The sequence below is a fragment of the Paenarthrobacter sp. OM7 genome (genome assembly GCF_029873575.1).
Taxonomy (GTDB): Bacteria; Actinomycetota; Actinomycetes; order Actinomycetales; family Micrococcaceae; genus Arthrobacter.
Window position 1 is genome coordinate 944,784 of sequence record NZ_CP123579.1, and the last position, 14,114, is coordinate 958,897.

The 14,114-nt window shown below is 62.9% G+C and carries 9 protein-coding genes and 2 tRNA genes; 4 read left to right on the forward strand and 7 right to left on the reverse strand.

The window, feature by feature from the left end; genetic code table 11:
* Positions 1–26: 26 nt before the first annotated feature.
* The gene (locus QEH68_RS04445; RefSeq protein WP_280626786.1) at positions 27–1,664 is read right to left on the reverse strand and encodes an ABC transporter substrate-binding protein; all 1,638 of its coding nucleotides are present in this window, start codon (positions 1,662–1,664) and stop codon (positions 27–29) included.
* Between the two features lie 324 nt (positions 1,665–1,988).
* On the opposite strand from QEH68_RS04445, the gene QEH68_RS04450 reads away from it, so the two are divergent.
* Entirely contained in the window at positions 1,989–2,717 is a 729-nt protein-coding gene (locus tag QEH68_RS04450) for a FadR/GntR family transcriptional regulator (RefSeq protein WP_089593757.1), read from the forward strand.
* Between the two features lie 159 nt (positions 2,718–2,876).
* Here the strand turns inward: QEH68_RS04450 and QEH68_RS04455 are convergent.
* Positions 2,877–2,950: transfer RNA gene (locus tag QEH68_RS04455), tRNA-Arg, on the reverse strand.
* 284 nt (positions 2,951–3,234) lie between these two features.
* Between QEH68_RS04455 and QEH68_RS04460 the strand changes: the two genes are divergently transcribed.
* Positions 3,235–5,061: a phosphoenolpyruvate carboxykinase (GTP) gene (locus QEH68_RS04460; RefSeq protein WP_280626790.1), complete on the forward strand. Its 1,827-nt coding sequence runs from the start codon at positions 3,235–3,237 to the stop codon at positions 5,059–5,061.
* Positions 5,062–5,306: 245 nt separating this feature from the next.
* Here QEH68_RS04460 and QEH68_RS04465 read toward each other — a convergent pair whose 3' ends face one another.
* The 3 genes from QEH68_RS04465 to QEH68_RS04475 are packed head-to-tail and all read right to left on the reverse strand — an operon-like array spanning position 5,307 to position 7,700.
* Positions 5,307–5,777 (reverse strand): Rrf2 family transcriptional regulator, encoded by a 471-nt coding sequence (locus QEH68_RS04465; RefSeq protein WP_280626797.1) that lies wholly within the window; start codon positions 5,775–5,777, stop codon positions 5,307–5,309.
* 40 nt (positions 5,778–5,817) lie between these two features.
* Positions 5,818–6,273, reverse strand: coding sequence for a hypothetical protein (locus QEH68_RS04470; RefSeq protein WP_207596330.1), 456 nt, complete (start codon positions 6,271–6,273; stop codon positions 5,818–5,820).
* An 8-nt stretch (positions 6,274–6,281) separates the two neighbouring features.
* Entirely contained in the window at positions 6,282–7,700 is a 1,419-nt protein-coding gene (locus tag QEH68_RS04475; RefSeq protein WP_207596331.1) for a phosphomannomutase/phosphoglucomutase, read from the reverse strand.
* Positions 7,701–7,824: 124 nt separating this feature from the next.
* Between QEH68_RS04475 and QEH68_RS04480 the strand changes: the two genes are divergently transcribed.
* Positions 7,825–9,990 carry a RecQ family ATP-dependent DNA helicase gene (locus QEH68_RS04480; RefSeq protein ID WP_280626803.1) on the forward strand — a complete coding sequence of 722 codons (2,166 nt, stop codon included), beginning with the start codon at positions 7,825–7,827 and terminating at the stop codon, positions 9,988–9,990.
* Positions 9,991–10,149: 159 nt separating this feature from the next.
* The gene (locus tag QEH68_RS04485; protein WP_280626805.1) at positions 10,150–11,583 is read left to right on the forward strand and encodes an MFS transporter; all 1,434 of its coding nucleotides are present in this window, start codon (positions 10,150–10,152) and stop codon (positions 11,581–11,583) included.
* A gap of 38 nt (positions 11,584–11,621) precedes the next feature.
* Here QEH68_RS04485 and QEH68_RS04490 read toward each other — a convergent pair.
* A tRNA-Ser gene (locus QEH68_RS04490) sits at positions 11,622–11,709 on the reverse strand.
* Between the two features lie 153 nt (positions 11,710–11,862).
* On the reverse strand, positions 11,863–14,094 hold the full coding sequence (locus QEH68_RS04495; protein ID WP_280626806.1) for a prolyl oligopeptidase family serine peptidase: 2,232 nt from the start codon (positions 14,092–14,094) through the stop codon (positions 11,863–11,865).
* Between the last annotated feature and the right edge of the window lie 20 nt (positions 14,095–14,114).

Here is a 14,114-nt window from a genome sequence, read left to right on the forward strand (position 1 = left end):
GGCGGGCCTCACAACAGGGAGGGTGCTTAGGCGGTTCGTCCGACGTCGATAAATGACAAGCCGGTGGTGGGCAGAGGCTGGAAGCCGTTGAGCTTCTTCTCGTCCCAGGCGCTGGGGAGCTGGCGATGGAAGACCGGGTACAACGGAACCTCGTCGGAAACCATGTCCACGATTTCACCCACGATCTTCTTGGCCGCGTCACCGGATGCCTGGGAACCCTTGTTCATGAGTTCCTGCAGCTTGGCGCGTTCCGGGGTGGTCCAGAAGGCGCGCTTGTCCATCCAGGTTGCGCCGGAGTAGAACCAGCTCAGGAGAAGGTCTGCGTCATTGCCGAAGACCGAGGGATCGCCAGGGGCCGCGACTACGGAGAAGTCGCCCTTGCCCACGCGGTCGCTGTACAACGCGCCGGACTGAAGGCTCTTGACGGTGACCTTGACGCCCGGGATCTTGTTCCAGGACTCGAGGATCAGCGGTGCAACATCCTTGACCCAAGCGGTGTCCGTGGTGAGGAGCTCGAATTCGAGGGTGGTGACGCCGGCCTGCTTAAGGAGGTCTTCAGCTTTGGAAGTATCAAAGCTGTAGACGTTCTTGGCCTTGACGTAGTCCGGGTGGCCTTCCTGGAAGTAGGAAGTGGCGGCTTTGGCGTTGCCGAACAGCGCTTTCTTGATGATGGATTCTTTGTCCATGCCGTAGTGCAGGGCCTGGCGGACCAGCTTGTTGTCGAACGGGGCCTTGGCGCAGTTGAACATGAGGAACAGCAAGCCGAAGGATTGGACGGATTCAACTTTGACCTTGGACTTCAGTCCGTCGACGTCAAGGTAAGGAACGTCTTCGATCGCTTGGACACGGCCGGACTGGACCGCCGTGACACGGGCTGCGGCATCGGAGAGCAGCAGCCAGGTCATGCCCTTGGCCAGCGCAGGCTTGGGGCCGTTGTAGTCGGCGAACGCCTCGAAGACGATCTTGTCGTCCTTGACTGCGGAGATGAGTTTGTACGGTCCGGAGCCGACTGGCTTGGCGTCGAACGCCTTAAGGTCGGTAGCGAGTGCCTTGGGAACGATCTTGACCACTGAGATGCGGGGTCCGAAGCCGGGGAAGGCGTACTTAAGGGTGAACTCCACCGTCTTGGCGTCCAGCGGCTTGACGTCCTGGATGAAGGGAATGAACTGGGAGAACAAGGACTTGTTGGCCGGATCCATCACACGGGTGAAGGAGAAAGCGACGTCCTCGGTGGTGACGGGGGAGCCGTCGTGGAATTTCGCGCCCTCGCGAATGGTCACCTGGTAGGTGGTGTCGTTGACCTTTTTGGGGTCCGCTGCGGCAAGGGCGTTGTAAGGCTCGCGGGTGGCCGGGTGCAGTTCGATGAGGCCTTCGAAGATGTGCAGGTTGGCGGCCATCGGCGTGGCTCCGGAGGAGCTGAGGGGATCGAAACCGGTGGACAGCGCGTAGGAGATGCCGGCCTCAATGGTGAGGTCCTTATTGACCGCGGCAGTGTTGGTGGTGGTACCGGTGGTGGTGCTGGCAGCGCCGCCGCACGCAGAGAGTGTTGCCGTGAAGGCGGCTGCTGCACCAACTGCGCCGCTTAGCTTCAGGAAGTTCCGGCGGCTGGCGTCGTTGACCAGCGGCAGGCTGTGGATCGTCTTGCTCATAGGGTGCCTCACCATTCGCGTTTCGTGGGTTATCGGATGTAGGACGTCCGATGCTCGTATGGAAACTGTAAGGGCGGTCACAACGGAACGTCAAGTGAGAACGTGCGCTTGGGTTGCTGCCGCGCGCCTGGCGGCCTGCCGGCTGCGGCCGGTCCTGAGGGGAAATCTCAACGATTTCCCAGTACATAGCTATGACGGAGGTGGGACATCCGATATTGTATGTTGCGAGTCACTCATTCAGGGGTGGGCACTAAGCTCGCCTCAATGTTAACACCGCACCTGCTCTCGGAACCGGCCTTTGCCGGTCTGCGGGGCCGGTGCATCGGCAAGGAGAAAGCCATGACAACTTCCGGTGTGGTTCCGCAGGCGCGGTTCAGTGCACAGGCCCGGCTGCGTGCGTTGCAGTCGGACATTATGGAATTGATTCTTGAGCGCGAGCTCGAGGCAGGCGATCCGTTGCCGACCGAGAGCGAGCTTTCCGGTGCCCTGGGCGTGGGCCGCAACACGCTCCGTGAGTCACTCAAGGTGCTGCAGGCCTTGGGTGTCATCGAAATCCGTCACGGCTTCGGCATGTTCGTGGCGCCGAGTAACTTTGACGCACTGGCTGACGGCCTGACGTTCAGGGGCCGGCTCTCATTGCGGCATCAGGGGCTGGAGGCCTTGCAGCTGGTGGATGTGCGCCAGGCGTTGGAGTCCGGCCTGATCGGCTCGTCCATGGATGTCATGACCAAGGAACAGCTCGCGTCCATCGAAGAAGCCGTGAAGCAGATGGAAGAGCTGGCCGCTGCCGGCGAAAACTTCGTGGCCGCGGACGCCGAATTCCACCGTCGCCTCTTCGAACCCCTCAACAACGAGCTCCTGATCAACCTCATGGGCGTGTTCTGGAAGGTGTACCGGAAGATCCACGTGGAGATCGGTCCAGGGAACGAGGACCTGGCGAAGACTGCTGCGATGCACCGAGACATTTACGGAGCTGTGGCGGCAGGGGACAAGGTCCTGGCGTCCGAGCTGCTCAACCGACACTTCGATGGCATCCGCCGCCGCATCAGCGAGGCAGTCGGGGAGTAAGCGCCCCGTACTTAACGAAAGGGCCGTCGTCGTACTTTTGAAAAGTACGACGACGGCCCTTTGCGTTCGGCGTGCAGGTCACCGCACATGCAAGTCAGTGGGGCTGGCCCGGGCACAACAAAAGACCCGCACCGGCGAACCGGTGCGGGTCTTGATTTGTGCGCCCAAAGGGATTCGAACCCCTGACCTTCTGTTCCGTAGACAGACGCTCTATCCAGCTGAGCTATGGGCGCATTTCGCGTGATTCTCGGCGGTCTGTTTCTCTGACCCCCTCGAACCTCAATAAACTTTACAGAAGTTCATGTGAAGTTCCAAATCGAAAAGCTGTAATCTGCGCAACTAGACCGGTCTACGTGACCTTAGTCACTTAAATCTCCGTCCTGGCTAACCCAACCCCTTATTTCTAGCGGTTTTTACTTTTGGGCTGTGTGGATGTCCGATGTCTGACAACGGATTGGTCTGGTCCGCGGCCCCTATCGTTTAGGACACACCACTGAACCCGAGGAAGGGAACCGCAATGGGCGATCTGGCGCGACTGCCGCTGCTTGAGAAGGCACCTACTACGCATACACGCCTGCTGGCCTGGGTTGAGGAAGTTGCCGAGCTGACTCAGCCGGACCGCATCCACTGGGTTGATGGCAGCGAAGCAGAAAACAAGAAGCTCACCGACGAACTCGTTGAGGCCGGCACGTTGAAGCGGCTGAACCCGGAGACGTTCCCGAACTCTTTCGCAGCATTCTCCGACCCTGCTGACGTTGCCCGTGTAGAAGAGCAGACCTTCATCTGCTCCGAGAACGAGCGCGACGCAGGCTTCACCAACAACTGGATGGCCCCGGCCGAAATGAAGCAGAAGCTGCGCGGATTGTTCGCCGGCTCCATGCGCGGCCGCACCATGTACGTCATTCCGTTCGTCATGGGCCACCTGGATGCCGAGGACCCCAAGTTTGGCGTCGAGATCACCGACTCCGCCTACGTTGTTGCCTCCATGCGCATCATGGCCCGCATCGGCACGGATGTCCTGGACCGCATCACACAGACCGACGCCTTCTTCGTCCCCGCCCTCCACTCGCTGGGTGCACCGCTGGAAGCCGGCCAGGCTGACGTTGCCTGGCCGTGCAACACGGACAAGTGGATTGTGCACTTCCCCGAAGAGCGCTCCATCTGGTCTTTCGGCTCCGGCTACGGCGGAAACGCCCTCCTGGGCAAGAAGTGCTACGCGCTGCGCATCGCTTCGGTGATGGCACGCGACGAAGGCTGGCTGGCCGAGCACATGCTCATCCTTAAGCTGACCTCGCCGGAGCAGAAGACCTACTACGTTTCCGCGGCATTCCCGTCCGCTTGTGGCAAGACCAACCTTGCGTTGCTCGACCCCACCATCAAGGGCTGGAAGGTTGAGACCCTTGGCGACGACATCACGTGGATGCGCTTCGGCAAGGAAGGCGAACTCCGCGCCGTCAACCCCGAAGCCGGCCTTTTCGGCGTTGCACCGGGTACCGGCTGGGGCACCAACCCGAACGCCATGCGCGCCATCGCCAAGGGCAACAGCATCTTCACCAACGTGGCACTGACCGACGACGGTGGCGTCTGGTGGGAAGGTATGACGGAGGAAACTCCGGCGCACCTGACCGACTGGCGCGGCGAGTCCTGGACTCCGGACTCCGACGCCCCGGCAGCGCACCCGAACTCCCGCTTCTGCACGCCGATCGACCAGATCGACATGCTGGCCGAGGAATACTTCAGCCCGGAAGGCGTGGAGCTCTCCGCAATCCTGTTCGGCGGCCGACGCAAGACCACCATCCCGCTGGTCACCGAGGCCCGCGACTGGTCCAACGGCATCTTCATGGGTTCCACGCTGTCCTCCGAGACCACCGCCGCTGCCGCCGGTGCCGTCGGCGTCGTCCGCCGCGACCCCATGGCCATGCTGCCGTTCATTGGCTACGACGCGGGGGACTACCTGAATCACTGGGTGAACCTGTCCGCCAAGGCCAATCCGGAGCGACTGCCAAAGATCTTCCTGGTCAACTGGTTCCGTCGCACGGCCGAAGGCGGCTTCGCCTGGCCTGGCTTCGGAGACAACGCCCGTGTGCTCAAATGGGCCATCGAGCGTCTCGAGGGCAAGGCCGACGCTGTGGAAACGCCGATCGGCTTCGTGCCCACCGGCGAATCCATCGACCTCGAGGGCCTGGACATGACCCCGGCCGAGGTTGAGTCGGCTGTTCGAGTCGATCCTGAGGAATGGGCAACTGAGTTGGCATCCATTGAAGAATGGTTCGCGAACTTCGGCGATTCGCTCCCGGCGGCGCTCCAGTCCGAGCTGGACGGTCTGAAGACCCGTCTGGGCTAGACCTCTTAGGAACAACGGCGTTCTTAAGTGAACGACGACGGCCCGTCACCTTTCGATTGAAAGGTGGCGGGCCGCCGTCGTTCTTGCGGCAGATGTCACCGGCGGTTTTTCCTGCCTTGGTTGGCGGGCCGCACGTCCGGGCCGAAGACTTCGTAGTGTATCCGGGTGGAAGTCGATGTTCGCAGCGTCTGCCGTCATTGCCCACTGAGTGCCCAACCCACCCAAAGTGCCGGGAGGGTGGCCGCTTATGGCTGGGTGGCCGGTACCCTGAACTCCGGCCGCAGCCCGATGGACTGGAACACCGGGTTCATCTGGCGGGCGTGGGGGAGAGAAGCGATAACCACGGTATCCAGTTCGGTGTAGAACGCTTCCCTGGCCCGATTCATCGCGTGGCGCAGGGCGCATTCATTGATGAGCGGGCAGTTCTTGGTGGGGGACTGACACTCCGCTGGATCCTGTCGGCTGTCCAGATGCCTCAGGACTTCCCCAACGGTGGCTCGCCGCCCTGATTCATTGAGCCGGGAACCGCCCAGCCGTCCTCGTTCAACGTCGATATATCCAAGGGCACGCAGGCGGACCATGGCCTTGCTGACATGGTTGTACGGTGTACCCACGGCATCCGCCACTGCCTGGGTGGTCAGGAGCAAACCTTCGGGGGCCGCGGCCAACACCATGATGGCGCGGAGGCTGACATCTGCGAACGCGTTGATTTTCATGGCATCAGCTCCCGGGTAGGGTCCAGCTCACGGGCAGGGTCTAGTCCACCCAGATGGATGGCTCGTGTGTATCGGGTTCCATCGCGCTGAAGGCAAAGCCCTCCGCCGTGGGAGTGTACGGAATGATCGCTGCCAGGACTTCGCCGTTCCGGTGTTCGGCTGCACCATGGATACCGTCGGACCCATGGTCCGGCAGGCTGACGTCGCTCACCACTGCTACGGCCCGGTAATCGTCCCGGCCCTGTCGCAGCAGATCATGGACGTCGGTCAGCATTTGGCCGGCGTCGACGTCACCGTTTTCGTCCGGCTCACCGGGAGCAATCATCACTATCCGCAGTTCGCCGTCGTTGGACAGCGTGATGCCGAAAGGGAAAAATCCGCCGTTCTGCTGGATGTGTTCCTGGGCAGTGCCCAAAGCGGTGCCCAAGGTTTCACGGAGTTCGCGGTCCTGGTCGGTTTCTTCCGGGACGTCTGTGGCAGCGTGCTGATCGTTCATGCCTGAACCTAGGCCCGGACCAGTGCGAGGACGCGGTCGCGGATCTTTTCCATGGTGGGCTGATCCTTCGCTTCGGCGTTCAGGCGGAGGAAGGGTTCGGTGTTGGAGGGGCGCAAGTTGAACCACCAGCTGCCGTCCTTGGCCGTAAAGGTGCTGCCGTCCATGTGGTCGATGTCAATGTCTTCTGTTTCAAAGTCGGCGCGGACGCGTTCAACGGCGGCTGCTTTGTCCTCGATCTCGGAGTTGATTTCTCCGGAAGAGACGTAGGGCTCGTACTGGCGGCCGAGTTCGGACAACGGACCGTCCTGCTCGCCCAAAGCAGCCAGGACGTGCATGGCGGCGAGCATGCCGGTATCGGCGTTCCAGAAGTCCCGGAAGTAGAAGTGAGCGGAGTGCTCCCCGCCGAACACGGCACCTTCTTCGGCCATGACGGCTTTGATGAAGGAGTGTCCCACACGGGTCCGTACCGCACGGCCGCCATCCTTGGCGACGAGCTCCGGGACGGCTTTTGAGGTGAGGAGGTTGTGGATGATCACAGGGGTTTCTTCCCCTGCGGCCTGGGCACGGGCGATTTCGCGCCGGGCCACCATGCCGGTGATTGCAGACGGCGAGACAGACTCGCCCTTCTCGTCGATCACGAAGCAGCGGTCAGCGTCGCCGTCGAATGCCAGACCGATGTCCGCGCCGTGCTTGACGACGGCGGCCTGCAGGTCGCGCAGGTTCTCCGGCTCCAGGGGGTTGGCCGGGTGGTTGGGGAAAGAACCATCCAGTTCAAAGTACAGCGGGACAATCTCGAACGGCAGTGCCGGGAGCAGTTTGTCGCCAAGGACTGCCGGGGTGGTCAGCCCCGCCATGCCATTACCGGCGTCGACCACGATCTTCAGCGGACGGGAGCCGGAAAGGTCCACGAGCTGGCGCAGGTATTCCGAGTAGTCCTTCAGCACATCACGCACGCCGATCTCGCCGCGGGTACCCGCAGCCGGGATGGTCCCGGAGTTCAGGTACTGCTCTGCCAAGGCCTGGATTTCCTTCAGGCCGGACTCCGAGGAGATGGGCTGGGCGCCGGCTTTGGCCATTTTGATGCCGTTGTATTCTGCCGGGTTGTGGCTGGCCGTGAACGTGGCACCGGCAGCGTTCAACGCACCGCAAGCGTAGTAGAGCTCATCGGTGGAGATCAGGTCCAACAGAAGGACGTTCGCTCCGCGCGTTGCTGCGCCGTTGGCGAAGGCCTGGCTGAACTCCGGAGAGGACGGACGCATGTCCCCTCCGACCAGGACGGTCTCGCCTTCGAGGCCCAGGACGTCGATAAAGGCAGCACCCACGGCCTCGACGATTTCCGCCGTGATGGACTCACCAACGATCCCACGGACGTCATACGCCTTAAAGGATGCCGAGAGGTCGAATGTCTTGTTCTGCTCGCTAGTCACGCGCTCAATCCTACTGTGGCAACGCAAACGGGCTGGAATGCGGAACCTGGCTTGTGGATAATCGTTGTCCACATAGCAGGACCTGCAGGTTATGGCTGTCAGGGTCGGCTGGAATACTGGGGTGATGGCCAACCACTCCCAGAACGCTGCCGTTTCCGTGCAATCACCTACCCAGCACCAGGCTTTGGAATGTCTGCGGGAGTTGGTGGGGCACCCGGAAGCCCAGTTCCATGACGGCCAGTACGAGGCCATCGAAGCGTTGGTTGATGCCGGACGCCGGGCCTTGGTGGTTCAGCGTACCGGTTGGGGAAAATCGGCTGTCTACTTCGTTGCCTCGCTGCTGCTGCGCAGGCGGGGTGCGGGCCCCACTCTGATTGTTTCGCCGTTGCTGGCGCTCATGCGGGACCAGGTTGCCGCTGCCGCACGGGCAGGAGTCCGGGCTGTGGCCATCAACTCCGCCAATGCCTTGGAATGGGACACCGTCCTGGCCCAATTGGCCGCTGACGAGGTGGATGTCCTCCTGGTCTCTCCTGAACGGCTGACCAACCCCTCCTTCCGGGAGAACCAGCTCCCGGAACTCATCCGCCGTACCGGCCTTTTGGTCATTGATGAGGCTCACTGTATTTCGGACTGGGGACATGACTTCCGTCCGGATTACCGCCGGATTGCGGACCTCATTGCACAACTGCCAGCGTCCGTTCCCGTCCTGGCCACCACGGCCACCGCCAATTCCAGGGTGGTCCATGACATCGAGGAGCAACTCGGTGATGGTGTACTGACCATACGTGGCGCCCTGGGCCGTGAATCGCTGCGCCTGGGCGTCCTGACACTGCCCGATTCCCGGGACCGCTTGGGCTGGTTGCTGACGCATCTGGCCGATATGCCTGGCAGTGGCATCATTTATACGCTCACGGTCTCGGCGGCTGAGGATACTGCCAGGCTTCTGGCTGAAGCCGGACACAATGTTCTCTCCTATACCGGACGCACAGACCCTGCCGACAGGGAGCGCGCAGAACAACTCCTTAAGGACAACCAGGTAAAGGCTCTCGTGGCCACGTCCGCCTTGGGAATGGGATTCGACAAGCCGGACCTGGGCTTTGTCATCCACCTCGGCGCGCCGTCCTCGCCTGTGGCTTACTACCAACAAGTTGGCCGTGCAGGACGTGGAGCGGCCAACGCAGATGTCCTGTTGCTTCCCGGCTCCGAGGACCGTGAAATCTGGCAGTACTTTGCCACGGCCTCCATGCCGTCGGCCGAGAAAGCGAACGCTGTCCTCACTGTCCTCGGCGAAGCCGGTTCGGCGCTGTCCACGGTGGCTCTGGAAGCCAGGGTGGACCTTCGCCGAACACCGCTGGAACTCCTCCTCAAAGTCCTGGCGGTCGATGGAGCCGTGGAACGCGTCGGTGGGGGCTGGCGCTCCACCGGGGTCCCGTGGAACTACGACGCCGATCGTTACTCACGTATTGCCGAGGCACGCGTGGACGAGCAGGATTCCATGGTGATCTACCAGGACACCGCCGGGTGCCGCATGGAATACATCACCTCGGTGCTGGACGACGAAACCGCGGCCGCGTGTGGGCGCTGTGACAACTGCGCCGGCCGATGGTTTCCCGTGGACGTGGCAGCCTCCGCCGCCGATGCCGCAGGACAGACTCTGCGCCGGGCCGGAATAGCCGTGGAACCACGCCTTCAATGGCCCAGTGGAATGGACCGGCTCGGTGTGGCGGTCAAGGGAAAGATCAAGCCCGATGAGAGTGTGTCCGAGGGACGGATTCTTGCCAGGCTCACCGACCTTGGCTGGGGTGGGGCGCTCCGCGAACTGTTCGCTGCCGGGGCGCCGGACCGGGCGGTGGATCCAGCCATGTTGCAGGCATGTGTCCAGGTCCTGCGCGAATGGTCAGGTGCTGAGGGCGGGACTCCCTGGAGCGGAGTCGGCCGTCCGGCAGCCGTGGTCAGTGTCCCCTCACGGAGCAAGCCGCAGTTGGTCGGGACCTTGGCTCAAGGAATCGCGGGCATAGGGCAAATGCCCTACCTCGGACAACTGCAACCCCAGCACGGAGGGCCCACCGGCGCACGCGGAGGGAACAGTGCGTACCGGCTGGCAGGGGTGTGGGACAGGCTGGTGGTCGGTCCCGATCTCGCCCAGGCTTTGGCGGGCCTCGGTGGCCAACCCGTGCTGTTGGTCGATGACCTCATTGACAGCCGATGGACCATGACGGTCTCGGCCAGGGCGTTGCGCCAAGCCGGAGTGGGCGCGGTGCTGCCGCTCGCGCTGGCCCAAGCTGGGTAGTCCGGCGAGAGCCGGGTAGTCCCGCCCAAGCTGGGTAGCCCATCGGTCCCTCTCCGCTGGAACTACGTCATGTTGTGATCGCTCCCACGCTGCATCTATAGGATCGAGCAAACAGCCTGCTCACCGTGGCAGGCACACGCCAGAACCCGGACCGGAGCCATGAGCGCAAACCCGAGCAACACCGACGTCGATGCCGCCGACCAGACGACGTGGCGGCCGCGCCTGGCGCTGCTGGTGGCTGCGACGTTTTTCATGGAGTTCCTGGACGGGACCATCCTCACCACGGCCATTCCCAGCATCGCCTCCGATTTCCGGGTAGCACCGGCCGACATCAACATCACCATGACGGCGTACCTGGTAACGGTCGCCATGGGCATTCCGTTGAGCAGTTGGCTGGCGGAGCGGTTCGGCGCGCGCAGGATTTTCTGTCTCGCAATATCGGTGTTCACTCTTGCCTCCCTGTTCTGCGCGATCAGCACCGACCTGACCATGCTCACGCTCAGCCGGGTGGCCCAGGGCATGGGCGGAGCAATGATGGTTCCCGTGGGGACCCTGGTGGTGCTGCGGGGCACTCCCAAATCCGAACTTCTCCGGGCCACCGCCTACCTCGTGTGGCCTGGCCTGCTTGCTCCCGTGCTGGCTCCGATGGTTGGCGGCGCCCTGACCACCTTCCTGTCATGGCACTGGATCTTCATCATCAACGTCCCACTGGGGCTGGCTGCCTTCATTGCGGCCCTCAGGCTGGTGCCGCGGACACAATTCGACGGGAAGCGCCGACTGGACTGGTTCGGCCTGTTGCTGACCACGCTGGGTGTAGGCGCGTTGGTGGTGGGCTTGGAGACCCTGGGTGGGCACGCATCAAATGTCCTGGCCGCAGGAGTTGTCTTTGCCGGAGTATTGTCCCTGGCCGGCGCGGTCTGGTGGATGAGCAAAGCGAAAGTTCCCCTGTTCAACCTCAGCGTCTTCGGTACCCGGACCTTCAGGGCAACATCCACCGGGGGCTTCATCTACCGGTTGACCATCAGCTCGGTCCCTTTCCTGCTGCCCCTGATGTTCCAGGACGGGTTTGGCTGGGATCCCCTGAAGGCCGGTGTCATGGTGGCGGCGGTGTTCGTGGGCAACATTGGGATCAAACCGGCCACTACGCCGTTGATCCGGCGTTTCGGATTCAAGCCGGTGCTCGTTTTTGCCTCGTTCGCGTCGGCCGTGACGTTTGCCATGTGCGCTTTCCTTGACGCCCAAACACCCGAACCGCTTATTTTCGCCCTGCTGCTGTTCAGCGGCGCCTTCCGTTCCATTGGTTTCTCCGCCTACGCCTCGGTGCAGTACGCAGATATCGTCCCGGGGCAGTTGCCCTCGGCCAACGCCATATCGGCCACGCTGGTTCAGTTGGCGGCAGCGGCCGGGATCGCCGTGGGCGCTTTGTTCCTGCGCCTGTTCGAGGCCACCGAGGTGTTCGGTCCGGATCAGGTGGCGGCTTATAAGGGGGCCTTCGTGGCCATGGCAGTTTTGATGCTGATCAGCACTGTGGACAGCCTCACCCTCCACCGCCATGCGGGAGCTGAAGTCAGCGGCGGTTCAAAGCGCGGTTAAACGCAAAAGGTCCCGGTTTGAAAACCGGGACCTGTTCGCGGAGACGGGGGGATTTGAACCCCCGGTGGAGTTGTGCCCCACACTTCATTAGCAGTGAAGCCCATTCGGCCGCTCTGGCACGTCTCCCTTTGCTATTGCTAGCCCACCAAGGATACGCAGAACGTGCCGTCGAGCGCAAAACGCGGCCATTCTCCTGCCCATTTCGCTGGTTCGCGGCGGGACGGGCCGTGCGAACGGCCTGGCAGGCAGCGAACCAGCGAATCGGACCTGACGGAGCGGCTAGTTGCTTCCGGCCAGCGAACGCCACAAGAAGTGGTTGCTCCGCGCCTGCAACGCCGCAGCCTGCCTGTTGTCCGAGGCACCGGCATGGCCACCTTCGAGGGCTTCGTGGAACCACACATTCGGGATGCCCATGGCCTGCATGCGTGCAGCCATCTTTCGGGCTTGGACGGGTCCCACCCGGTCATCCGAAGTGGCAGTCCAGATGAACGTCTCGGGGTAATCCACGCCGTCATGAAGGAGGTGGTACGGCGAGAAAGTGCGGATGAACTCCCACTGCGCGGGGACATCGGGGTCCCCGTATTCAGCAATCCACGAGTACCCGGCCGAGAGCTTGGTGTACCGGCGCATGTCCAGGAGCGGCACGCCGCAGGACACGGCACCGAACAGTTCGGGGTACTGGGTCAGCATGTTTCCCACCAGAAGCCCGCCGTTGGAGCCTCCGACGCAGCCCAGACGCGGACGGCTGGTAACGCCGCGGGAGATCAAGTCCCGGGCCACCGCAGCGAAGTCCTCGTAGGCGCGGTGGCGGTTTTCCTGGAGGGCAGCGCGGTGCCATGAGGGCCCGTATTCGCCACCGCCCCGGATGTTGGCCACAACGTACACGCCGCCGCGCGAGTGCGTGCCGGTGCCGTCCTCGGAGGCAACGCCCACTGTTCGCCGCTCAAGCCATGCCCGGCCGATGGATCCGCTGTAGGCCGGGGTCCGCGAGATCTCGAACCCGCCGTAGCCGGAAAGCTGCGTGGGGTTCTGGCCATCAAGTACCAGATCCTTGGACGCCACCTGGAAGTAGGGAACCTTCGTTCCATCGGCAGAGACAGCAAAGTGCTGTTGGACCTCGTACCCGGCTTCGTTGAAGAACGACGGCGACCGCTTCACTTCGGCATGCCGGCTCACCACGCCGCTGGACTGCCCGTCATCGCCGCGTGTCAGCGCTCCCCGGGTGAGAGTGGTGGGAGTGGTGAAGCCGGTGGCCACCAGCCAGAAGTCGTTGCCGGCTGCGCCCAGGTCTTCGTCGTCCACGGCATAGGCATTGACATCGTGCAGCGGCGGGCAGGCATCCAGGAGGGTGGATGCCCATGCACCCGCGGAGTCAACCGTGGAAGGGTCCAGCACCCGGATTTCCGAGGAGACGTCGCGCAGGAGGTTCAGCAGCAGGTAATCCTTGGTCCAGCTCCAGGACTGCAGCGAGGTTTGGGCATCCGGCGTAAACAGGACCAGCAGCGAACGGGACCCCGCCAGGTAGGAGTCGAAATCGGCCGCCAGCAGAGCTCCCGCCGGGTACACGGAGCCCTCAACCTCCCAGTCTTTCTGCGGACGGAACAGCAGCCAGTCGCGGTGGGCGCTGATGTTGACGTCGGTGGGAACGTCGATTGCCACCCACGAGTCCTCGCGCAGCAGCCAGGTGCTCCGGTTGTAGAAGTCGATGTAGTCCACGGCGAAGGTCCGCTCGTAGCCCGGGGTCGAATCGTGGGCCACCATGGCCAGCATGTGGTCCTCGGGAATCTCAAAGAGGCGCTCGGCCTGGGCCAGCGTCTGTCCGCGCCTCAGCTTCACGCCGGTCCTCGCATAGGAAGACGTCGTCGCAGGCAGTCCCTCCGCAGTGCTGGACACCAGCAGGGTGTCGGCATCGAGCCAGCTGACGTTTCCCTTGGCAGTGGGGAGGTCAAAGCCGCCCTCCACGAAGGTGCGGGATTCGACGTCGAACTCGCGGTGGCGGTCCGCGTCGCCTCCGTCGGGGGAGAGTGAGACCATGGCCAGGCGGTAGTCGTCGCCATCGGCCGGCCGGAGGAAACCGGCGCCGTGGAAGACCCACTCCACACCTTCGGCGGCGGCAAGGGCATCGACGTCCAGCAGGACGTCCCACTCGGGCTCGTCGGTGAGGTAGCTTTCCCAGGTGGTGCGGCGCCAGAGGCCTTTGGGGTGTTCCTGGTCCTTCCAGAAGTTGTAGTAGTAGTCGCCCCGCTTGGAGACCATGGCGATGCGGTCTGTTGAGTCGAGGACCTCAAGGATGCCGGCTTCAACAGCTGCATATTCGGCATCCTCGAGCAATTCCTCGGTGCGGGCGTTTTGTTCGCGGACCCACGCCAGCTGTTCCTCGCCGTGGATGTCCTCGAGCCAGACGTTTTCATCCGTGGGCTCAGCCGCCACGTCCGCAGCATGGCGGGGCCCGGAGGTGGTGGCGGTGTCATTCTCGGGAAGTGGCGTCTGATCAGCTTCTGTGGTGGTCATCGCCCCATCCAAGCAACACT

Coding starts and splice junctions, on each gene's coding strand:
- QEH68_RS04445 (WP_280626786.1), bottom strand. CDS start 1,664: ATGGTGAGGCACCCTATGAGCAAGACGATCCACAGCCTGCCGCTGGTC.
- QEH68_RS04450 (WP_089593757.1), top strand. CDS start 1,989: ATGACAACTTCCGGTGTGGTTCCGCAGGCGCGGTTCAGTGCACAGGCC.
- QEH68_RS04460 (WP_280626790.1), top strand. CDS start 3,235: ATGGGCGATCTGGCGCGACTGCCGCTGCTTGAGAAGGCACCTACTACG.
- QEH68_RS04465 (WP_280626797.1), bottom strand. CDS start 5,777: ATGAAAATCAACGCGTTCGCAGATGTCAGCCTCCGCGCCATCATGGTG.
- QEH68_RS04470 (WP_207596330.1), bottom strand. CDS start 6,273: ATGAACGATCAGCACGCTGCCACAGACGTCCCGGAAGAAACCGACCAG.
- QEH68_RS04480 (WP_280626803.1), top strand. CDS start 7,825: ATGGCCAACCACTCCCAGAACGCTGCCGTTTCCGTGCAATCACCTACC.
- QEH68_RS04485 (WP_280626805.1), top strand. CDS start 10,150: ATGAGCGCAAACCCGAGCAACACCGACGTCGATGCCGCCGACCAGACG.
- QEH68_RS04495 (WP_280626806.1), bottom strand. CDS start 14,094: ATGACCACCACAGAAGCTGATCAGACGCCACTTCCCGAGAATGACACC.